The 22,411-nt window shown below is 52.2% G+C and carries 19 protein-coding genes; 11 read left to right on the top strand and 8 right to left on the bottom strand.

What is annotated here, in order from left to right:
• Positions 1-14: 14 nt before the first annotated feature.
• Entirely contained in the window at positions 15-596 is a 582-nt protein-coding gene (gene ssuE, locus L2097_RS10700) for an NADPH-dependent FMN reductase (protein WP_047371011.1), read from the bottom strand.
• A 246-nt stretch (positions 597-842) separates the two neighbouring features.
• Between ssuE and pyrD the strand changes: the two genes are divergently transcribed.
• Both pyrD and zapC read left to right on the top strand, forming a co-directional pair.
• Positions 843-1,853: a quinone-dependent dihydroorotate dehydrogenase gene (pyrD, locus tag L2097_RS10695; protein WP_047371010.1), complete on the top strand. Its 1,011-nt coding sequence runs from the start codon at positions 843-845 to the stop codon at positions 1,851-1,853.
• A gap of 168 nt (positions 1,854-2,021) precedes the next feature.
• The gene (gene zapC / locus L2097_RS10690) at positions 2,022-2,564 is read left to right on the top strand and encodes a cell division protein ZapC (protein ID WP_250352809.1); all 543 of its coding nucleotides are present in this window, start codon (positions 2,022-2,024) and stop codon (positions 2,562-2,564) included.
• On the opposite strand, the gene L2097_RS10685 is transcribed toward zapC, so the two are convergent.
• A complete protein-coding gene (locus L2097_RS10685; RefSeq protein ID WP_250352808.1) occupies positions 2,561-3,670 on the bottom strand; it encodes a YcbX family protein in 1,110 nt (369 codons plus the stop codon). The genes zapC and L2097_RS10685 overlap by 4 nt on opposite strands.
• Before the next feature lie 99 nt (positions 3,671-3,769).
• On the opposite strand from L2097_RS10685, the gene rlmKL reads away from it, so the two are divergent.
• From rlmKL to rmf, 6 genes are all read left to right on the top strand, one after another.
• Positions 3,770-5,878, top strand: coding sequence for a bifunctional 23S rRNA (guanine(2069)-N(7))-methyltransferase RlmK/23S rRNA (guanine(2445)-N(2))-methyltransferase RlmL (gene rlmKL / locus L2097_RS10680; protein WP_047371007.1), 2,109 nt, complete (start codon positions 3,770-3,772; stop codon positions 5,876-5,878).
• A gap of 12 nt (positions 5,879-5,890) precedes the next feature.
• Positions 5,891-7,798, top strand: coding sequence for an ABC transporter ATP-binding protein (locus L2097_RS10675; RefSeq protein WP_047371006.1), 1,908 nt, complete (start codon positions 5,891-5,893; stop codon positions 7,796-7,798).
• A 14-nt stretch (positions 7,799-7,812) separates the two neighbouring features.
• The gene (gene pqiA, locus L2097_RS10670) at positions 7,813-9,066 is read left to right on the top strand and encodes a membrane integrity-associated transporter subunit PqiA (protein WP_047371005.1); all 1,254 of its coding nucleotides are present in this window, start codon (positions 7,813-7,815) and stop codon (positions 9,064-9,066) included.
• A 4-nt stretch (positions 9,067-9,070) separates the two neighbouring features.
• Positions 9,071-10,711, top strand: coding sequence for an intermembrane transport protein PqiB (pqiB, locus tag L2097_RS10665; RefSeq protein WP_142519000.1), 1,641 nt, complete (start codon positions 9,071-9,073; stop codon positions 10,709-10,711).
• On the top strand, positions 10,708-11,274 hold the full coding sequence (gene pqiC, locus L2097_RS10660; protein ID WP_250352807.1) for a membrane integrity-associated transporter subunit PqiC: 567 nt from the start codon (positions 10,708-10,710) through the stop codon (positions 11,272-11,274). Before pqiB ends, pqiC begins: the two co-directional genes overlap by 4 nt.
• Positions 11,275-11,529: 255 nt before the next feature.
• On the top strand, positions 11,530-11,697 hold the full coding sequence (gene rmf / locus L2097_RS10655; protein WP_039078582.1) for a ribosome modulation factor: 168 nt from the start codon (positions 11,530-11,532) through the stop codon (positions 11,695-11,697).
• A gap of 95 nt (positions 11,698-11,792) precedes the next feature.
• Here the strand turns inward: rmf and fabA are convergent, their stop codons facing one another.
• Positions 11,793-12,311: a bifunctional 3-hydroxydecanoyl-ACP dehydratase/trans-2-decenoyl-ACP isomerase gene (gene fabA, locus L2097_RS10650; protein ID WP_039078583.1), complete on the bottom strand. Its 519-nt coding sequence runs from the start codon at positions 12,309-12,311 to the stop codon at positions 11,793-11,795.
• A 69-nt stretch (positions 12,312-12,380) separates the two neighbouring features.
• Positions 12,381-14,141 (bottom strand): AAA family ATPase, encoded by a 1,761-nt coding sequence (locus L2097_RS10645; protein WP_250352806.1) that lies wholly within the window; start codon positions 14,139-14,141, stop codon positions 12,381-12,383.
• A gap of 183 nt (positions 14,142-14,324) precedes the next feature.
• Here L2097_RS10645 and matP point away from each other — a divergent pair, with 183 nt between their 5' ends.
• On the top strand, positions 14,325-14,777 hold the full coding sequence (gene matP, locus L2097_RS10640) for a macrodomain Ter protein MatP (protein WP_047371001.1): 453 nt from the start codon (positions 14,325-14,327) through the stop codon (positions 14,775-14,777).
• A 74-nt stretch (positions 14,778-14,851) separates the two neighbouring features.
• Here matP and ompA read toward each other — a convergent pair whose 3' ends face one another.
• Positions 14,852-15,910, bottom strand: a complete 1,059-nt coding sequence (gene ompA / locus L2097_RS10635; RefSeq protein ID WP_047371000.1) for a porin OmpA — start codon at positions 15,908-15,910, stop codon at positions 14,852-14,854.
• 366 nt (positions 15,911-16,276) lie between these two features.
• Complete coding sequence (gene sulA, locus L2097_RS10630) at positions 16,277-16,777, bottom strand: SOS-induced cell division inhibitor SulA (protein WP_047370999.1); 501 nt, start codon at positions 16,775-16,777, stop codon at positions 16,277-16,279.
• Between the two features lie 218 nt (positions 16,778-16,995).
• On the opposite strand from sulA, the gene L2097_RS10625 reads away from it, so the two are divergent.
• Positions 16,996-17,601 carry a TfoX/Sxy family DNA transformation protein gene (locus L2097_RS10625; protein WP_047370998.1) on the top strand — a complete coding sequence of 202 codons (606 nt, stop codon included), beginning with the start codon at positions 16,996-16,998 and terminating at the stop codon, positions 17,599-17,601.
• Positions 17,602-17,612: 11 nt separating this feature from the next.
• Here the strand turns inward: L2097_RS10625 and yccS are convergent, their stop codons facing one another.
• Together yccS and L2097_RS10615 are read right to left on the bottom strand one after the other, a co-directional pair.
• The gene (yccS, locus tag L2097_RS10620; protein WP_250352805.1) at positions 17,613-19,742 is read right to left on the bottom strand and encodes a YccS family putative transporter; all 2,130 of its coding nucleotides are present in this window, start codon (positions 19,740-19,742) and stop codon (positions 17,613-17,615) included.
• 16 nt (positions 19,743-19,758) lie between these two features.
• Positions 19,759-20,205, bottom strand: a complete 447-nt coding sequence (locus L2097_RS10615; protein ID WP_047370996.1) for a YccF domain-containing protein — start codon at positions 20,203-20,205, stop codon at positions 19,759-19,761.
• 123 nt (positions 20,206-20,328) lie between these two features.
• Here L2097_RS10615 and helD point away from each other — a divergent pair, with 123 nt between their 5' ends.
• Complete coding sequence (helD, locus tag L2097_RS10610; protein ID WP_250352804.1) at positions 20,329-22,383, top strand: DNA helicase IV; 2,055 nt, start codon at positions 20,329-20,331, stop codon at positions 22,381-22,383.
• Positions 22,384-22,411 lie beyond the last annotated feature (28 nt).

Genomic DNA, 22,411 nt, shown 5'->3' with positions numbered 1-22,411 from the left:
GACCCGGTTTTTTATTACGACGCCCTGGCGACATTTGCAATATGAGCGCCGATCGTGGGCACTTGCGTGTCGCGGCGATGTAAGGCCTGCCAGAATGTTTCCAGCGCACCGTCCAGCCGCGTCTGCAAATTCGCTGTGAAGTGGGGTTTATGTTGATAATCCACCACCTGGCTGTCATCGGCGAAGACGCCATGCAAAATTTCCTGGGCTTTCAATGCGCTCAAAACCGGCTTGAGCGCATAATCCACCGCCAGCATATGTGCAATGGTGCCGCCGGTCGCGAAAGGGAGGACGACTTTGCCTTCCAGCGCGCGTTCAGGGAACAGATCAAGCAGGGTTTTCAGCGCGCCGGAAAAGGACGCTTTGTACACCGGGGTGGCGATGATCAGCCCGTCAGCCTCGGTTAATTGTTCGAGCAGTGTCTGCAAGGCAGGGCTGTCGAAGCGGCCATAAAGCAAATCTTCCGGGACAAAGTTATGCAAATGCCAGTGGCATACTTCAACATCAAGGGCCGCCATGCGTTCACGCGCATATTCCAGTAGAGCGCTTGAGCGGGAAGGGTAGCGCGGGCTTCCCGCCAGGGTAACAACTCGCATATTCACTCCTTATAACCATTTGCTTCGCTTTATCAAGCATTGATAACAATATGCTCAGTGTCGCAGAGGTTTTATATTCCGCTAAATGATTTTTTCAGCGAAAAATCGTTAAAAAAAGAATATACGGCAACGATGAGAAAACGATTGCGTCCAGTTGACCTTTTTTTGCCCCAGGTCAATTCCATTTCTTCACTTAATCAAAGATAATACGCCCCCGGTTTGCACACCGGGAATCCAGGAGAGTTCATGTACTACCCCTTCGTTCGTAAAGCCCTTTTCCAGCTCGACCCCGAGCGCGCTCATGAATTTACTTTTCAACAACTACGCCGCATTACGGGTACGCCGCTGGAAGCACTGGTGCGTCAGCGTGTGCCGGAAAAACCGGTACAATGCATGGGACTCACGTTTAAAAATCCGCTGGGACTTGCCGCTGGCCTCGATAAGAATGGTGAATGTATCGATGCGCTGGGTGCGATGGGATTTGGCGCGATCGAAATAGGTACCGTGACGCCGCGTCCGCAGCCTGGCAACGACAAGCCGCGTCTCTTCCGCCTGGTCGACGCCGAAGGGTTGATCAACCGCATGGGCTTTAACAATCTGGGCGTTGATAACCTGGTTGAGAATGTGAAAAAAGCGCATTTTGATGGCGTGCTGGGTATTAATATTGGCAAAAATAAAGATACGCCAGTTGAAAACGGCAAAGATGACTATCTGATTTGTATGGAAAAAATCTATGCCTATGCCGGTTATATCGCTATTAATATTTCCTCGCCAAACACGCCGGGCCTGCGAACATTACAATATGGCGAAGCTCTGGATGACCTTCTGAGCGCCATTAAAAATAAACAGCAAGCTCTTCATCAGACCCATCATAAATATGTTCCTGTTGCCGTGAAGATCGCTCCGGATCTTTCCGAAGAAGAATTGATCCAGGTGGCCGACAGTTTAGTTCGTCACAATATTGACGGCGTCATTGCCACCAATACAACGCTGGACAGGAAACTGGTTCGGGGAATGAAAAATTGCGATGAAGCGGGTGGATTAAGTGGCCGTCCGCTGCAATTAAAAAGCACAGAAATTATTCGCCGCCTGTCTCAGGAATTAAATGGCCGCCTGCCGATTATCGGCGTGGGGGGTATCGATTCTGTGATTGCTGCGCGTGAGAAGATGGACGCAGGGGCATCTCTGGTGCAAATTTATTCAGGCTTTATATTTAAAGGCCCGCAATTGATTAAAGAAATCGTTACCCATATCTGATCTTTTACCCACTATCAGACAACCAGGGCTTTATTTCCGGTCCTGGTTGTTTTATATTCCGTGATTGTTGCTAATTTGTACATTTTAGTCTTTGCTTATTTAGCGTAATAAGCGAAACGGCACAGGATGAAAAAGGCAAAAGGATGTTTACGGGGAGGGGAGAAAGAAATGCGAATTAAACCTGACGATAATTGGCGTTGGTATTTTGATGACGAGCACGATCGTATGATGCTCGATCTGGCCAATGGCATGTTATTTCGCTCGCGCTTTGCCCGCAAAATGTTGACTCCGGATGCGTTTTCTCCCTGCGGGTTTTGCGTAGACGATGCCGCCTTATACTTCTCCTTCGATGAAAAATGCCGCGACCTGATGCTCTCAAATGAGCAACGTGCCGAACTGGTGCTTAATGCACTGGTGGCCATTCGTTTTCTGAAGCCGCAAATGCCTAAAAGCTGGCACTTTACCAGCTACAATACGCCGTGGTCTCCCTGTGCGGGCGAAGCCGCGAGCGTCGTAATGAGTGACAGCGGCGAAGAGGTTAGTTTGCTGGTGGTTGAACCGGGTGATAATGCCGCACTTTGCCTGCTGGCGCAGCCGGGGGTTGTTATCGCCGGTCGTACCATGCAATTAGGCGATCCCATTAAGATCATGAATGACAGGCTGAAACCGCAGCTCAGTGCCGCCAGTTTCAGCTTTGAACAGGCCGTTTAACTTTCCAGGCGAACTGAGGTTTTCGGTACGCAGCTGCAACTCAGGATGGAGCCATCTTGCGCGATAGCTGATTTTTTCAACGGGCTGACCTCACCCTCAATCAGGCGAATGCGACAGCAGCCGCAAATGCCCGCCCGACAGGAATAGGGCACGCGTATCCCCTGATTCTCCAGTTGCTCAAGCAAGATTTGCTGATTGTTCCCGCGAAAACTTTGCCCCTGCCAGACAATATCCACCACGTCCTCTGTTTGCTGTTCTTGTTCTACAGACTCAACAGACTGTCCTGCGCCATAGGGTTTAGCGGGTGCGCGGGAAAGGACCACTACCTCATCACCTACCCGAACGACCCCACTATTGCGGGCAATTAAGTTCTGACCGAAATCAACGTCGCCATTATCTTGCGCAGTGCGAAAACGGGCGAGTGTCGCCAGCGGTTCACCAGTGGGATGTTTTTGCCCACGTTCGGGACTCACAGTGGTAAAAACACAACGGCTGCACGGTTTCACCACGTCAAAGACGACGTCGCCGATGCGTATTACTTTCCAGGTGTCTTCTTCCCATGCACTGGCGCCGGTGACCACCAGGTTGGGGCGAAACTGCTCCATCTGTACACTTGCCGGGCAACGGTTTTGTAAATCACGCAATGAGGCTTCGTTGGTCAATAAAAACGGAAAGCCATCGGCAAACGAGAGCGGAACATCCTCGTAACGTTTTACCCGGCGCGTGGTTTGCGGCCCCACCCAGCGAAGCTGAACGTCTCGTGCAAAAAAGCCGCTGAGCCACTGATTGATGGGTTCTGGCGCAACCCGGGCAGTAAAATGATTCCCCCACACTTCCGTTGGCTCACTCTGAGGCGCAAAATCATTAAAACGCACCACGGCGCTGCTGCCATCGGGTGCGGTTAAATGCAGTCCATCCGTCAGGGGAGAGGGAATAAAGCGTACCATCTGCGGGAATTGTCGCGCAGTAATAAAGGTGCCATCCGCATCGGTCACCATAAAAATGCGATCAAACGATAATCCGCTGGAGTCTGCCAGGGCATGCGTCAGGCCAATACCACGCATGGACTTCACTGGATGGATAAAAAGACGCGAAAGGGTTGCCACGTCATTTCCTCTGTGAACGAAAATAAGCCCTCAACTTTATGACATGAACGCCAGATTGGCTATAATGCGCAACAATTTTCTTCATCGATAAGTGATTTTATGATTTCTCTGTTTGCCAGTACGGCCCGTGGGCTGGAAGAGCTATTAAAAACTGAACTGGAGAACCTGGGCGGGCAAGAATGCCGGGTGGTTCAGGGGGGCGTCCATTTCCATGGTGACACACGGCTGCTTTACCAAAGCCTGATGTGGAGTCGTCTGGCCTCGCGCATCATGATGCCGCTCAGTGAGTGTAAGGTTTACAGCGATCTGGACCTTTACCTCGGCGTGCAGGCGATTCCGTGGACGGAGATTTTCAGCCCGAATGCCACCTTTGCGGTCCATTTTAGCGGCCTGAATGAAGAAATTCGCAACAGCCAGTATGGCGCGTTGAAAGTAAAAGACGCCATTGTCGATAGCTTTACGCGCAAAAATCTGCCGCGTCCGAATGTTGATCGTGAATCACCGGATCTACGCATCAACGTCTGGCTGAATAAAGAGACGGCCAGTATTGCGCTCGACCTGAGTGGGGAAGGCCTGCACTTGCGTGGTTACCGTGACGGCACAGGTATGGCGCCAATCAAAGAAAACCTCGCTTCGGCGATTGTGATGCGCTCTGGCTGGCAGCCGGGTACGCCCCTGCTTGATCCGATGTGCGGTTCCGGCACCTTGCTGATTGAAGCGGCCATGTGGGCGACCGATCGTGCGCCAGGCTTACACCGCAGCCGCTGGGGCTTTGGCGGCTGGGCTCAACATGATGAGGCAATCTGGCAGGACGTGAAAGCCGACGCACAGACCCGTGCACGGGCTGGGCTGGCCAATTACACGTCGCATTTTTATGGCTCCGATAACGATCCTCGCGTCATTGAGCGCGCGCAGCGTAACGCCCGTCGTGCCGGGGTTGGCGAGCTGGTCACTTTCGACGTAAAAGATGTGGCGCAGTTAAGCAATCCGCTGCCGAAAGGGCCGTATGGCACCGTTATCAGCAACCCGCCGTACGGCGAGCGTCTGGAAAGCGAACCGGCGCTGATTGCCCTGCACAGCCTGCTGGGACGGACATTGAAATCGCAATTTGGCGGCTGGAATCTGTCGCTGTTCAGCGCCTCTGTCGATTTACTTAACTGCCTGCAATTGCGCGCTGACCGCCAGTTCAAGGCTAAAAACGGCCCGCTGGATTGTGTGCAGAAAAACTATCACCTGACGGAAAACACGGGCGAAGCAAAAGCGCCGGCAATGGCCGAGGATTACGCCAACCGCCTGCGTAAGAATCTTAAGAAGCTGGAAAAATGGGCGCGTCAGGAAGGCATTGAATGCTATCGCCTGTACGATGCCGATCTGCCGGATTATAACGTGGCTGTCGATCGCTACGGTGACTGGGTGGTGGTGCAAGAGTACGCGCCGCCCAAAACCATCGATGCGCAAAAAGCGCGTCAGCGTCTGTTTGACATTATTGCCGCGACCATTGCCGTGCTGGGGATTGCGCCGAACAAGCTGGTGTTGAAAACCCGTGAACGGCAGAAAGGCAACAACCAGTACCAGAAGATGAGTGAAAAGGGTGAATTCCTCCAGGTTAGTGAATACAACGCCAAACTGTGGGTGAACCTGACGGACTATCTGGATACGGGGCTGTTTCTCGATCACCGTATCGCGCGTCGTATGCTGGGTCAGATGAGCAAGGGCAAAGATTTCCTCAATCTCTTCTCTTATACCGGTAGTGCGAGTGTTCACGCCGGGCTTGGCGGCGCGCGCAGTACCACGACGGTGGATATGTCGCGTACCTATCTGGAGTGGGCGGAACGCAACTTGCGTCTCAACGGCCTGACCGGTCGTCCACACCGTCTGCTGCAGGCTGATGTACTGGCATGGTTACGCGAAACCGATGAACAGTTCGATCTGATTTTTATCGATCCGCCTACATTCTCGAACTCAAAACGCATGGAAGACTCTTTCGACGTTCAGCGCGATCACCTGACGCTGATGAAAGACCTTAAACGTTTGCTGCGCAAAGGCGGCACGATCATGTTCTCAAACAACAAACGCGGTTTCCGTATGGATACTGAAGGGCTGGCTACGCTTGGGCTCAAAGCACAAGAAATTACCCAAAAAACGCAGTCGCAAGATTTCGCCCGTAACCGTCAGATCCACAACTGCTGGCTGATTACCGCAGCCTGAAAGGATAAATAGATGTCATTAATTAGTATGCATGGCGCCTGGCTGTCGTTCAGCGATGCGCCCCTTCTCGATAATGCCGAACTGCATATTGAGGATAACGAACGCGTCTGTCTGGTAGGGCGTAACGGCGCGGGTAAATCGACGCTGATGAAAATCCTCAATCGCGAGCAGGGGCTGGATGATGGCCGCATCGTGTATGAACAGGATTTGATCGTGGCACGTTTGCAACAGGATCCGCCGCGCAACGTCGCGGGCAGCGTTTACGACTTTGTCGCCGAAGGGATTGAAGAGCAGGCGGAGTACCTCAAGGGCTATCACGACATTTCACATCTGGTGATGACCGACCCAAGCGATAAAAACCTCAATGAGATGGCACGCTTACAGGAACTGCTGGACCACCATGGCCTCTGGCAGCTCGAAAACCGTATCAATGAAGTGCTGGCGCAACTGGGGCTGGAAGCCGACATGCCGCTGGCGTCGCTCTCTGGCGGCTGGTTGCGTAAGGCGGCGCTGGGACGTGCGCTGGTCAGTGGACCGAAAGTGCTGCTGCTTGATGAACCGACAAACCACCTTGATATTGAAACCATCGACTGGCTGGAAGGGTTCCTGAAAACCTTCAGCGGCACCATTATTTTTATCTCGCATGACCGTTCCTTTATCCGCAATATGGCGACCCGTATTGTCGATCTGGATCGCGGCAAACTGGTGACCTATCCCGGCGATTACGACACTTATCTGCTGGAAAAAGAAGAAAACCTGCGCGTTGAAGAACTGCAAAATGCGGAGTTTGACCGCAAGCTGGCGCAGGAAGAAGTCTGGATCCGCCAGGGCATCAAGGCCCGCCGTACCCGTAATGAAGGCCGCGTACGCGCATTGAAAGCCATGCGTCGCGAACGTAGCGAGCGCCGCGAGGTGATGGGTAGCGCGAAGATGCAGGTTGAGGAAGCAAGTCGCTCGGGCAAAATCGTCTTTGAGATGGAAAACGTCAACTATCAGGTGGACGGCAAAGTACTGGTCCAGGACTTCTCTGCTCAGGTTCAACGCGGCGACAAGATTGCGCTGATTGGGCCGAATGGTTGTGGTAAAACCACGCTGCTCAAGTTGATGCTTGGCCAATTGCAGGCCGACAGTGGGCGCATTCATTGCGGTACCAAACTGGAAGTGGCCTACTTTGACCAGCACCGTGCGGAGCTCGATCCGGACAAAACGGTGATGGATAACCTGGCTGAGGGCAAACAGGAAGTGATGGTAAACGGCAAGCCGCGCCATGTGTTGGGCTACCTGCAGGATTTTCTCTTCCACCCGAAACGGGCGATGACACCGGTGCGCGCGCTCTCCGGCGGTGAACGTAACCGACTGTTGTTGGCACGTTTGTTCCTGAAACCCAGTAACTTATTGATTCTCGACGAACCCACTAACGATTTGGATGTCGAAACGCTGGAGCTGCTTGAAGAGCTTATTGATAGCTACCAGGGGACCGTCATGCTGGTCAGCCACGATCGCCAGTTCGTCGACAACACCGTGACGGAGTGCTGGATTTTCGAAGGCGCGGGACGGATTGGCCAATACGTTGGCGGTTATCATGATGCTCGTGGTCAGCAAGCGGCATCGCAGGCGCATAAAGCCGCATCCGGGAAGAAAGTTGCCGAAGTATCGGTTAACAAGGCAGAAACTGTTAAACGAGCCAGTAACAAACTAAGCTATAACCTGCAACGTGAGCTTGAACAACTGCCGCAAAAGCTGGAAAAGCTGGAGGCGGAACTGGAGACATTGCAGGCGCAGGTGGCAGATGCCAGCTTTTTCAGCCAGCCTCACGACCACACGCAGAAAGTACTAGCCGAACTGGCTTCGGCGGAGCAGGCGCTGGAGGAAGCGTTTGAACGCTGGGAGTATCTGGAGGCTCTAAAAAACGGCGCATAACTCAGGAAGTCTGTATGTGTGAACATCACCACGCCACCCGACATATTTTGTGCACCCAGTGCGATTTATTGGTGGCTTTGCCACCAATGCAGCATGGTCATAAAGCGGCTTGTCCGCGTTGCGGGGCGACATTAACCACACAGTGGGATGAACCCAGACAGCGTCCCACCGCGTATGCGCTGGTGGCGCTGTTCATGCTACTGCTTTCCAATCTGTTCCCCTTTGTGAATATGAAAGTGGCAGGCGTCACCAGCGAGGTGACGCTGCTGGAGATCCCCGGTGTGATGTTCTCGGAAGATTACGCCAGCCTCGGGACAATTTTTTTACTCTTCGTTCAGATGGTCCCGGCGTTTTGCCTGGTGACCATATTGCTGTTGGTCAATCGCGTGCGGATGTCGCTCCGGGTCAAAACGTTTCTGGCGCGTATCCTTTTCCAGCTCAAGACCTGGGGTATGGCAGAGATTTTTCTGGCCGGCGTGCTGGTGAGCTTTGTCAAACTGATGGCCTATGGCGACGTGGGCATTGGCAGCAGCTTTATTCCATGGTGTCTGTTTTGCCTGTTACAACTGCGTACCATGCAGTGTGTGGACCGTCACTGGCTTTGGGATGATATTTCCCCTGCACCGCTGCCGGTGGCACCATTGCGTGTTGGTGTGGCGGGTATTCACCAGGGATTACGCAGTTGTCCATGTTGCACCGCCATTGTGGCGGCGGACGAACCCCTCTGCCCGCGTTGTCATACCAAAGGCTATGTCAGACGCAGACACAGTCTGCAGTGGACGATGGCACTACTGGTGACGTCTATCCTGCTGTATCTGCCTGCCAATATTTTGCCGATCATGATTACCGATCTGTTGGGTGATCAGATGCCATCGACGATCCTTGCCGGGGTGATTTTACTCTGGAGCGAGGGGTCGTATCCGGTCGCGCTGGTGATTTTTATTGCCAGTATCATGGTGCCAACCTTAAAAATGATCGCCATCGCCTGGTTATGCTGGGATGCAAAAGGTCACGGTCGACGAGACAGTGAACGCATGCACTTTATTTATGAAATCGTAGAATTTGTTGGGCGCTGGTCGATGATTGATGTATTTGTCATCGCGGTGCTCTCCGCGTTGGTGCGCATGGGAGGATTAATGAATATTTATCCAGCCATGGGGGCGCTGATGTTTGCGCTGGTCGTCATCATCACAATGTTTGCGGCAATGACGTTCGATCCCCGCCTGAGCTGGGATCGCGAGCCTGAATCGAGCCATGAGGAGTCGTAAGAACATGGAGAAAACGAGTGGGGAGGCGAAAGTGCAGAAAGTCAAAAACTGGTCGCCGGTATGGATATTCCCGATAGTCACGGCCCTCATCGGCGCGTGGATCCTCTTTTACCATTACAGCCATCAGGGGCCGGAAGTGACGCTCATTACCACCAATGCCGAAGGCATCATCGGGGGTAAAACGACGATCAAAAGCCGCAGCGTGGATGTCGGCGTGGTGGAGAGCACGACACTGACGGACGATCTTACTCATGTTGAGATTAAAGCGCGCCTGAATACAGGGATGGAAAAGTTGCTCTACAACGACTCTGTTTTTTGGGTGGTCAAGCCACAGGTTGGGCGAGAGGGGATCAGCGGGCTGGGGACATTACTTTCTGGCGCCTATATTGAACTGCAGCCAGGAAAAAAGGGCAGCCAGCCGGACAGATATAACCTGCTCGATTCGCCGCCGCTGGCACCACCGGATGCAAAAGGGATTCGAATCATCCTGGACAGCAAAAAAGCAGGGCAACTCTCTCCAGGCGATCCGGTACTTTTCCGTGGCTACCGCGTCGGATCTGTTGAGACCAGCACTTTCGATACGCAAAAGCGTACGATCACTTATCAGCTTTTTATTAACGCGCCAAACGATCGTCTGGTCACCAGCAACGTGCGTTTCTGGAAAGACAGCGGCATCGCCGTGGATTTAACCTCTGCAGGAATGCGGGTTGAAATGGGATCACTCAGTACCCTTTTTGGCGGCGGTGTGAGTTTTGATGTGCCTGAAGGGAATGAACTGGGAGAGCCAGTTGCCGAAAAAACAGCGTTTATGCTCTATGACGATCAGCGCAGTATTCAGGAGTCCCTGTATACCGAACATATCGATTACCTGATGTTCTTCAAAGATTCGATTCGAGGTCTGCAGCCAGGCGCCCCGGTCGAATTTCGCGGTATTCGCCTGGGCACCGTGGCGAAAGTACCGTTCTTCACGCCAGAAATGCGACAGAAATTGAATGACGATTACCGGATACCTATCCTGATTCGTATTGAGCCTCAGCGTCTGATAAGCCAGTTTGGCGGCGATCCGAACGTGGATGAACATCTTACTGAGTTAATGAAACGCGGCCTGCGTGCGGCGCTGAAAACAGGCAACATTGTGACAGGTGCCCTGTATGTCGATCTCGATTTTTATCCGAAAGCACCACCCGTAACCGATATGCCGGAATTTGGTGGCTATCGCATCATCCCGACGGTCAGCGGCGGTCTGGCGCAGATCCAGCAAAAACTGATGGATACGCTGGATAAAATTAACAATCTGCCGCTTAACCCAATGATCGAGCAGGCAACCAATACCTTAACGACGAGCCAGCAGACGATGCGCCGTCTGCAGACGACACTTGATAATCTGAATAAGCTGACAGCCAGTCAGTCTATGCAGCAACTGCCAGCAGATATGCAGAATACTCTGCGTGAGCTTAATCGCAGTATGCAAGGCTTCCAGCCAGGTTCGGCGGCGTACAACAAGATGGTGGCGGATATGCAGCGTCTTGATCAGGTGTTGCGCGAGCTGCAGCCAGTGCTCAAAACGCTGAACGATAAGAGTAATGCTCTGGTGTTTGAAGCGAAGGACAAAGACGATCCGCAGCCGAAGAGGGCGAAAGAATGAAAAAAGGAACAATAGCGCTTCTGGCAGTGCTTCTGACGGCTTGTAGCACGAGTGGTGATAAGAAGAGCTACTATCAGCTACCGTCACCGCCGCAGCCAACGGTGGTGCAAAGCGATGCGCGTGGGCAACACCTGTTGTGGGTTGAGCAGGTGACGGTGCCGGATTATCTTGCAGGCAATGGCGTGGTCTACCAGACAAGCGATGTGCAATACGTGATTGCCACCAACAATCTGTGGGCAAGCCCGCTGGACCAACAGTTGCGCACGACGCTGGTGGCGAATTTAAGCAATCAGTTGCCGGGCTGGGTTGTGGCATCGCAACCGTTAGGTACAGAGCAGGACACGCTGAATGTTACGGTAACAGGTTTTCACGGTCGTTATGACGGGCGGGTTATCGTAAGTGGTGAATGGCTGGTGAATCATCGCGGCCAACTGATTAAACGTCCTTTCCACATTGAGCTCAGGCAACAGCAAGACGGTTATGACGAGATGGTGAAAATGCTGGCCGTGGCCTGGCAACAGGAAGCGGCAAGTATCGCCAGCGAGCTAAAACGTCTGCCATAGTAAAATTAACTGCATTATCTACGCCGTCAGGTCATTTTTGTCTGACGGCTTTTTTTATTTTGGTGCTCAATTCATTACCTGTGCTGGTTCACAGTTTTTGTACAAATGAACTTCTGTTTAGGTCACATTTATGACACTGGCGTGAATTTTGCGCATTGACGACAAACGGTATCCAGGGTATTCGTAGCCTGTGGTTGCATACTTAGTAACCACTGTTTTCTTTTCCACCAGACCAAAAAATGAGGGAAACGAGGCATGAAGAGACAAAAGCGAGATCGCCTGGAACGGGCACATCAACGTGGGTATCAGGCCGGCATCACGGGACGGCCAAAAGAAATGTGTCCTTATCAGACGCTGAATCAGAGATCCGAATGGATGGGAGGCTGGCGAGAAGCCATGGAGGACAGGGCCGTCATTGCCTGATTCTGTCTCTTTAAACAAGAAACCTCCGCATTGCGGAGGTTTCGCCTTATCTGCCCTGAGTCATTCTTTCTGGCTCGTTTACGCGGCAATCAGCATTAGAATGCAGATGTGTCCTGGAACAGGCCCACTTTCAGGTCAGTCGCGGTGTAGATAACACGGCCGTCAACCAGTACTTCACCATCGGCCAGACCCATCACCAGACGACGGTTAATAACGCGTTTGAAATGGATGCGGTAGGTGACTTTTTTCGCGGTCGGCAGAATCTGACCGGTAAATTTCACTTCGCCTACGCCCAGCGCACGGCCTTTGCCTTCACCACCGAGCCAGCCAAGGTAGAAACCAACGAGCTGCCACATGGCGTCCAGTCCGAGGCATCCTGGCATTACCGGATCGCCGATAAAATGGCAACCGAAGAACCACAGGTCCGGATTAATATCTAATTCAGCTTCAACATATCCTTTGTCGAAATTCCCACCGTTTTCGGTCATTAATACCACACGGTCCATCATCAGCATGCTTGGAGCTGGTAATTGTGGGCCTTTTTCGCCAAACAGCTCTCCGCGACCAGAGGCAAGAAGATCTTCTTTTGTATAGGATTCGCGTTTATCTACCATGTTCTATGTAAGCCTTATTGTGAGTTTCGGACGCAGGATAGCTAACACGTGTACGCTGAACAAGTCCGATCAGTTCGGACTGAACCAGCTAAGCCAACGAAGCGGCCACGGATAACGGTGACGAGCGTCTTGTTGCGTCGCCTGGGCGATACGCTCCAGGATGGTCTGCTTCAGTGTAGTTTGTCCTTCTGCATCCCAGACCAGTCTGGTCAATAAGGGGAGTGCATCCATGACATCATCAATGGCCCAGATAGAGAATTGACCTGCCTTAACGGCATCCAGCAACGCCTGGTGTAAACAAAGATGACGCACATTGGCAACGGGTATGATCACGCCCTGGTTGCCGTCCAGGCCACGATTCTGGCAGATAGCAAAGAACCCTTCGATCTTTTCATTGAGCCCGCCAACAGGCTGGGCGCGACCAAATTGATCTACCGAGCCGGTGATAGCGATACTTTGGCTGACAGGAACATCCGCCAGGGCGCTGATCAGGGCGCAAAGTTCAGCCATCGATGCGCTGTCACCGTCCACTTCGCTGTAAGATTGCTCAAAAGTCAGCGAGGCGGAGAAGGGGATTTGTTGCTCAAGCTCCAGCTCGGCCATCAGGAATGACTGCATAATCATCATGCCTTTTGCATGAATGTTGCCGCCCAGTTCCGCTTTACGCTCAATGTCGTTAAATTCACCATCGCCGATGTGCACAACACAGCTGATACGTGAAGGTTCGCCAAACGCACGCGGATGCCCAGGAAACTCAACAACTGACAGGGCGTTGATTTGACCTGTCTGTTCACCTTCCGTCTCAATGAGGATCTGCTCTAACAGAATTTCATCTTGCATGCGCTCGGCCAGATAGCCTTCGCGCCATTCACGCTGAGTAAGCATGGTAGTTAGCTGTTCAGCGTCAAAAGTCTGCGCGTCAGTCATCGCGGAAACTTCACCTAACTGACGGGTCAACCAGAGCGGGCAGAGCGGCAGTGTTTCTTGATCGCCCGTATAACGAACGGCTTCCCGAATCAGGATCGGCCAGGCATCTGCCGACGGGGAGGGCAATTCAGCCTCCCGGGCAACCAGTTGAACCCACTGACACCATTGTGCCAGGGTTTCTGCGTCGCTAACCTGCAGGTTGTCTTCATATTCGCTATAGATAGACTGTTCAGCGAGCTCTGGTTCCATCTCCTGAAAATCCGCCAGAGAATCCCGTTCACCGACGAGGATGACACGAAGATCGAGTGGCAGTGATGGGACTGAAACGGGCAGGGGGCGTGATTCATCAAAGGCGACCCAGTCAAAACGACGACGCGTCACCATGGTTTTTAAACGCATCCACAGCAAAGGCTGCGCCAGCAGGGTGCGCAGAGAGATAATCAGCGTACCGCCATTGGCCTGATGTACCAAGCCTGGCTGCAAGGAAATCTCATTATTGAATTGGCGCAAACAACCAAATAATTGCTCGGCCTCGACCCAGTCAGCAATAACAACCTGGTTTTTACCGGCAAAATTGGCTTCTGTGTTTTGCGCAGGGGTAAGCGTAATCGTCGCGCCATTAACCTGATAGTCGCCGCCGACAACGTCGAATTCCTCGGGCTGTAACGCTGACACAGCCCCGGCGAGGATCTTAAGGTACTCTTCCTCTTCTGGCGCTTTTGCCAACATAAAGCGTGACGTCGCCATAGGATGGAGCAATTGCTCCAGCGCATACTGTAATCGGGGTTGGGTATCGCCCAGTAAGAAGACCGTCTCGTCAGTGAGTGCGGACTGCTTAAACACATCCTGATAGCTTTCGGTATCCGGAGTCAGTTCATTCCATTCAAGTTTTGTAATGGTCAAAGTCGTTTTTTTAGTCTGATGTAAAAGGCGGGATTATACCGTAAACGCCTGTGTAGCACACAGGGAATACTCGTTTTCCCGTTGCAGATGTGTTGTTGGAATAGACAGAATGTGATTTCTTTTCAGCAGAGCAAGAAAAAACTGATATTCTGAACAGAGTTACACGGTAACGTTGAGATCGCAATGAAATATCAACAACTGGAAAATCTTGAAAGCGGCTGGAAATGGAAGTATCTGGTGAAAAAACACCGGGAAGGTGAGCTTATTACAAGATATATCGAAGCCAGCGCGGCCAAAGATGCCGTCGATTTATTGCTAACCCTCGAAAATGAACCCGTACAGGTTAATGCCTGGATTGAGCAGCATATTAATCCGTCTCTCATGAACCGCATGAAGCAGACCATCCGGGCGCGGCGCAAGCGGCATTTTAATGCTGAGCATCAGCATACGCGTAAGAAATCAATCGATCTGGAGTTTGTTGTCTGGCAACGTCTGGCAGCGCTGGCACAGCGTCGGGGGAAAACCCTTTCCGAGACCATTGTGCAGTTGATCGAGGATGCTGAGCATAAAGAAAAATACGCCACGACCATGTCCTCACTTAAACAGGATTTGCAGGCGCTTTTAGGCAAAGAGTGATTTTCTGTGCAAATGCGGTTTATTACCGGCAATAAAAAACCCCGCGATGCGGGGTTTTTTTACAGCACGTGAACTTAAGCCTGAGGCTGAGTTACAACGTCTTTGCTGCCACGAACTTCGATTTCTACGCGACGGTCCGGCGCCAGGCAATCGATCAGCGCAGGGCGCGCTTTCACGTTGTCACAGGTGCTGCCAGTAACCGGCTGGGATTTGCCCATGCCACGTGCGGAGATTTTGTTCGCCGGGATACCTTTAGAAATCAGGTAATCAACAACGGACTGAGCACGTTTCTCAGACAGACCCTGGTTGTAAGCGTCAGAACCGATACGGTCGGTGAAGCCCAGAACCACTACGGAACCGTCTTTCGGATCCAGGTTGCTCAGCTGACCATACAGCTGATCCAGTGCCTGCTGACCTTCCGGTTTCAGGGTTGCTTTGTTGAAGTTGAACAGAACGTCAGACTTCAGAGTGAAGTGCTTGGTCTGTACTTCCGGAGCCGGAGCCGGAGCAGGCGCTACTACCGGCGCTGCTTCTTCCTGCTGGCCGAAACGGTAGGAAACACCTACGCTCAGCATGCCGTTGTCCGGACGGGTACCAACGGTGTTTGCATCACCGATGTTGTTAACCCACTGGTATTCCAGACGGGTAGCGATATCACGGGTAACAGCCCACTCAAGGCCACCAGCGAATACCGGGGAAACACCGGTGTCGTGGTCTTTGAAGTGAGCGTCAGCGCCAGGGACGTTAGCTTTAGCGTCTGCACGCCATACCATGCCGCCCAGACGGGTGTAGATATCCAGATCGTCAGTGATCGGGTAACCCAGTTTAGCGGTCAGCTGTACGCCTTGAGCTTTGAACGCACCGTTTACAGTGTCGCCTTTGTACGGCATACGACCTAACCAGTCGTAACCCATTTCAAAACCAACGTACGGGTTAACCTGATAGCCACCGAACGCACCTGCACCAAGCTGACTTGAATGGGTCGGGCCGTCGTTCGGGATGAAGCCGGTGTCGTGGAACTGAGACCAGCCCAGTTTGCCACCTGCATACCAGGTATTATCTTTCGGAGCGGCCTGCGCTACGGTAGCGAAACCAGCCAGTGCCACTGCAATCGCGATAGCTGTCTTTTTCATTTTTTGCGCCTCGTTATCATCCAAAAATCGCCATGAAAATCTCGATGAGAAGTCACGGTTAAATCCTTCACCGGGGGCATTGCTCATCAGTCCCTATAGAGATATCTTCACGATATCTTTGGCTTATGCCGAGCACCCCTGGCGATGTAAAGTCTACAACGTAGTTGGAAACTTACAAGTGTGAAGTCCGTCAGGCATATGAAAAAAAAGGCTTTGTATACACAATATTTAACACTTTTGCGGAACTATTCGCCAATACAGTTGCCTTGCAAGTCGCCTGAATCGGGCGTTGGCGGCGTATTTCGCTGATTACACGGCAATGCTTGTCAGACAGAAAAATAATACCAGGATTTATCTTAATTTTACTCAATGATACAAATTTGAGTGAATTTTTATCCCCGAATGCTGTCTCGCAGCGAGAGGATTGCATTGTACTGGCCGCATCACGAAGCCAATTGCGTTCCCTTCTTCTGCTGCTAAAGCCAGACGGTGATGTTCGTCTTCGGTTAATTCTTCGGCATGCCAGCCAATCACAACGCTATAGTTACCGGTACGTAATGCGCGAATCATAGATTCCAGAGTGAGGCAGGGAGACAGTTGGCTGATTTGCATAACTTTGGTCAGCGGCAGGCCTGCAGACAACACCCATTCACGGCTTAATTTTTGTTGCGGCGTTAACCAGAGCTGCCAGCGCGATTGTTGACCCAATTGCTGTAATAACGGCAACAGCAGCAATTGCGTCATGCCGGGCTGATCTTCGCGATAAACAACTTCACTGACCAGACCCGTAGAAGCCTCAACGGCCCCTGCGCTGTGTGCGGAAAGAAATTGTGTTGAACGATTTGCACGGTTTAATGAATGGTACATGATCAACCCAGCCCTGTTAGTTACTGTATAAACATACAGTAACCCCTGGACGTTCAAAGATCAACCTCATTTTCTGAAAGCATCTCGCAATTTTGTCTTGTATTGCGATGAAGCCGCAAAATTTTCTTGCCGTGTTGCGCGCACTTGCCTATGTTCCTCTGTAGCGGATCGGTTAACAGAATTAATGTTTTTACTCCATGATTTACAAGGGAATAATCATGAAAAACATATCGTATCAAAGGATCTATCAGTCACGGGAATACCTCGCGCCTTTGGGAAAAATTCGCTTTCGCGCGCATTTTGGCGGCTACAGTTTATCGATAGACAACACGGTGTTTGCGATGATTTCAGAGGGTGAATTATACCTGCGTGCCTGCGAGGAGAGTGCCCAGTATCGGGTAACAACACGTTCACCCCTTCTGACAATCCAGAAGCGTGGTCGCGCCGTTTCCCTTAACTACTACTTTGTTGATGAGCATCTCTGGCGTGACTTGCCAACACTGTTGCGGCTTTCATCGCAATCACTCGCGGCGGCCCGGCAGGAAAAAACGGCGCGCGATACGCCTCATCGTCTTAAGGATCTACCAAACATGAACTTCCAACTTGAGATGATGCTTTTCGATGCCGGTATACCGGACGAACATATGCTGCGACAACTGGGTGCCAAAGCGTGTTGGTTGCGTTTGAAGGCGATGAACAAACACATGGGCATCAAGGTACTCCTGGGCCTGGAAGGTGCGATCATCGGTCTGCACGAAGCCGCACTCCCGGCGTTGAGACGCCAGGAGTTAATCGACTGGTACCACGAGATTGGCCAGAAATAAAAACAGGATAGTCAGGTCATGATCTGCCGCTGTAAACGGCACATTTCTGGCAGAAGTGCGATAAGTAATCCTATTTGTTGCAATACAAGTGGCTCTTTGCTGTCAGGTCGTGGCTCAAGATGCTTAATGCGTCGCGACAAATCTGCCAGCGTTGACTGGACGCGCTCTTCATCAGCGGGCTGGTGGTGAAGGGCGTCATCAACATAACAGACCGCATCATCCAGCAAACGAAGGATGGCAGGGTGGGTAAGTTGTTCGCGATGTGCGCCAAGGGCAGAGATATAGCTGGTACAGGTATGATTCAGGCAAAGTAAACGAAATGCTACTTCACGCAATTCAGGTGTGGCGCCAGGTTCTGACGCCATATTGGAAACTACCGACGCCAGCTCGGCGTCTCTGTTATAGGCGTTTCTGCGGGCAACACGGTACGCCAGGCGGTTGTCGCGGCCCTGATGATATTGTTCAAGAATCGCATCCAGATAACGACAATTGGCATTGAATGCTTGCTCAGTCACACGTGCCAGATTACGAAAACGCCAGTCAGGCCAGATAAAACTCACCGCCGCCCAGGCGATGGCGCACCCGATGAGGGTATCAATCACTCGTGGTATGGCAACTTCAAAACCTTCACCAAGCAAATTAAAGCACAGCAGCACCAGCAATGTGATGAACATAGTGGCCTGCGCGTATTGTACAAGACGAAAGGCGAAAAAAAGTACGCCCGTAACGACGATTAGTATCAACTGCCCTTCCTGCGAGGGAACAAAATAGAGTACGGGAAGGCCGAGGGCGATTCCTGCAATGGTTCCGACGATACGCAGCGTGAGACGGTGGCGCGTGGCGTTATAGTTAGGCTGGCAGACAAACAGACTGGTGAGCAGAATCCAGTATCCGTGATGCAGACCGGTAATTTGGATGATGGCGTAGCCTGCACACAGTACAACAGACATCCGCACAGCATGGCGAAACAGTGCCGATTCCGGTGTAAGGTTATTGCGTAAACGCAGCCAGATATCGCTCAGTCCATGCAGGCTATCATCTGCCAGTAAGTTTTCTGTTTCGTTTCTCTGCGGCGTTGGCGGTTGTCCGGACTCTATACTCGCCAATTGTGCGTCGATAGCGCGAAGATTATCGAGTAAAAACCCCAATGCTTTCAGTTGTTCAGCCGAAGTTGTACCGCTGGCACGAATGCGATCTAGCGCTGCATCAAGGTGTATAAATGCACGCTCGAAGCGGTGGTCATGCTGGTAAGGTGTACGAAGCAGGATGGCGTGAGCGAGCCTGGAGCAGGCCTGAGATTGCAAAGTGATCAACCGCTGAAAACGGAACATCACATCGCTGTAGCGAAAATGTTCCCTCAGTGCCTGGTACTGTATATGAGAAGAACTGGCGCGTTCATGAATATCCTGTGCGGCAAAATAGTAATGCAACGTACGCCGGGTTCCCCGTTGTCCGCGATCGCCGCGAAGGCGGGTTAATAGTGACGCTTTGGTCTGGTTTAGTGTTGACACCAGCTGACCGTTGGCTAAAGCCAGCTCATAAAGCGGGGCCTGGCTTTCCTCCTCGATATCTGGATCAAACAGCCGCGCTTTGAGCTCCAGATACTGAGATAACTGCTCGTAACAGCGAGCCAGATTATCCTGTAGCGGACGGATAGGGAAAACGAGGTGCCCGACCAGCGTCAACACGTTAAACCAGATGGCGCCCGCCAGAAGCAAAAGAGGCTGCTGATACCATGCGGTATATAACGTGGTGCCAAGCATTGTATAAATGGCGATAAGCAATGCGCCAAACGCAATGGTGGCGTAGCGTTGCCCCAGCCCTCCCAACAAAATAAACCCAATGGTCGACGTGATAAGCCCAATGGCAAATAACCACGGCCAGGGGAATAAAAGCTCGACCGATGCCGAGGCGATAAAAAAAGAAATCAGGGTAATGATTAAATTGCGTAGACGGCCGGTCAGACGATCATCGAGATCCGCCAGCGCCGCGGCAACAACGCCCAGGGTTAAAGGAATCGTCAGTTTCGCGTCGCCAAGCAGCCATGGCAAGGCCGCTGTTCCACTCAGCGCAAGGAAGATTCGAATGTTATAAAGCCAGGCACTATTCCAGGTGTACCGGCGAAGAAGGGGGCTTAGCATAGTATTCGTGACTCGTTTACGGGAAACGACGGCGGGCATTGGCTTCGCGCGCGGCACGGGCCACTTCAACCGACACAACACGGCGACCAACCGGCCATATGGCGATTGCCGCAATCTTAAAATTGGCGATACCGACCGGGATTCCGATGATAGTGATGCACTGAGTAATACCTGCCACAATGTGCATCACGCAGAGCCACCAGCCAAAGAGCACGAACCAGAGAATGTTGAGCACGGTCCCGCCAGCATTCATGAGGGTATTTTTACTATCAGGGTTCAGCTCATCGACATGCACAGCTTCATTGCCCCAGGGGATAAGCGAAAGTTTAGTGATTTCCCAACAGGAGCGTGTAAGCGGCAGGGTAATAACCAGGACAACACTCAAAATGGTTGCCAGTAGCCAGCCAAGAGTGGTGGCAAAACCGCCAAGGACAAAGTTCAGTATATTCAGAACGGTACGCATATTACCTCAATGCTATTCTGTCAGGGAATTGACCTGACAATTGTAACGATTTTTTGGGCTGGAGCACGTATTCTCTGGCGGTTAAACTGGCAATCACAGTCATAAGCTGAAAAAGGATGTGTGATGGAACTAAAAGCGACTTCATTGGGAAAGCGGCTGGCGCAGCATCCATATGATCGAGTGGTCATCCTCAATGCGGGCGTGAAGGTTTCAGGCGATCGACATGAATACCTTATTCCCTTTAATCAGTTGCTGGCAATCGAGTGCAAGCGTGGCCTGGTATGGGGCGAACTGGAATTCGTTCTCGCAGATAATAAAGTCGTTCGTTTGCACGGTACTGAATGGAATGAAACTCAGCGTTTTTATCAGCATCTGAATGATCGTTGGGTGACCTGGAGCGCGGAGATGAGCGAGGTGGCTGCGAGAGTGCTCTCTGAACAACTCGCGGACATTTCCGGGCGTATGGATCAGGAAAAATGGCTCACTCGCGCGCAGCTTAAAGGTGTTCAGAAACAACTTCGCCAGGCATTCGATGCGTTGCCTGTCCCCACCAGCCGCCTTGAGTCTTTTAGTAACTGCCGGGATCTGTGGCGGCAGTGCCAGGCCTGGTTAAAAGATACCGAGACTGGCCGGGCGAAACATAATCAAGACTGGACCGACAAAATGCTGGTTCAGTACGAGACATTTTTCAAAAACATCGAAAGCTCTCCGCTCAACCCGGCGCAGGCAAGGGCAGTGGTCAATGGTGAAAACGCGCTGCTGGTGCTCGCCGGGGCAGGCAGTGGTAAAACCTCGGTTCTGGTAGCGCGTGCAGGCTGGTTGTTGCTTCGCGGCGAGGCGGCAGCGGATCAGATACTGCTGTTAGCCTTTGGCCGAAAAGCCGCGCAAGAAATGGATGAGCGCATTCGTGAGCGATTGCACACGGATGACATCACTGCCCGCACGTTTCATGCGCTGGCGTTATACATCATCCAGCAGGGTGGTAAAAAAGCGCCTGAGATTAGCAATCTTGAGAACGATACCCGGGCGCGACAAGCGCTCTTGCTGAAAGCCTGGCAAACCCAGTGTGCAGAGAAAAAAGCGCAGGCTAAAGGCTGGCGACAGTGGCTGGAAGAGGAGTTGCAGTGGACGCTTCCGGAAGGCAGTTTCTGGAATGATGAAAAAATACAGCGTCGAATGGGTACCCGACTGGATCGCTGGGTTAGCCTGATGCGCATGCATGGTGGCAGCCAGAGTGAAATGATAGATTCGGCGCCGGAAGAGGTACGCACGCTTTTCAGCAAGCGGGTCAAACTAATGGCACCTCTGTTGAAAGCCTGGAAAACCGCGCTTAAAGCGGAAAACGCCGTCGATTTTTCCGGATTAATTCATCAGGCGATTAACGTGCTGGATAAAGGACGTTTTGTCAGCCCCTGGAAGCATATCCTGGTGGATGAGTTTCAGGATATCTCACCGCAACGCGCTGCGCTGTTGGCGGCATTACGGCGACAAAACTCACATACCACCTTGTTTGCGGTCGGTGATGACTGGCAGGCTATTTACCGTTTCAGCGGCGCGCAATTATCTCTGACCACCGCGTTTCATGACTATTTTGGCGAAGGCGATCTCTGCGCGCTGGATACCACCTATCGCTTTAACACACGCATTGGCGAAGTCGCAAATGGATTTATTCAGCAGAACCCCCATCAGCTCAATAAACCCCTGAACAGCCTGAGCGCCGGCGATAAAAACGCGGTGACATTGCTGGCGGTGGACCAACTGGATGCGCTTCTTGATAAGCTCAGCGGCTATGCCACGCCGGAAGATCGCATTCTGGTACTGGCGCGTTATCACCATGGCAAACCCGCCAGTCTGGATAAAGCCGCCACCCGGTGGCCCAACCTGCAGCTCGATTTTATGACTATTCATGCCAGTAAAGGGCAGCAGGCGGAGTATGTCATTGTGCTGGGTTTACATGAAGGGCAGGACGGTTTTCCGGCTCCCGCCCGTGAATCCATTATGGAGCAGGCGTTGTTGCCGGTGCCGGAGGACTTCCCTGACGCCGAAGAGCGTCGCTTGTTGTATGTCGCCATTACGCGACCACGTAAGCGCGTATGGCTGCTGTTTGATAAAGAAAACCCGTCGCGATTCGTTGAGGCGCTCAGGCAGCTTAATGTGCCGGTGGCGAGAAAACCCTGAAAACAGGCGGCTTAAGCCGCCTGCAAAA

Source organism: Citrobacter sp. MNAZ 1397, assembly GCF_023613995.1.
Taxonomy (GTDB): Bacteria; Pseudomonadota; Gammaproteobacteria; order Enterobacterales; family Enterobacteriaceae; genus Phytobacter; species Phytobacter ursingii.
Note: the sequence above shows the minus strand (reverse complement) of the source record. Positions and strands in the feature narration are given on the sequence as shown.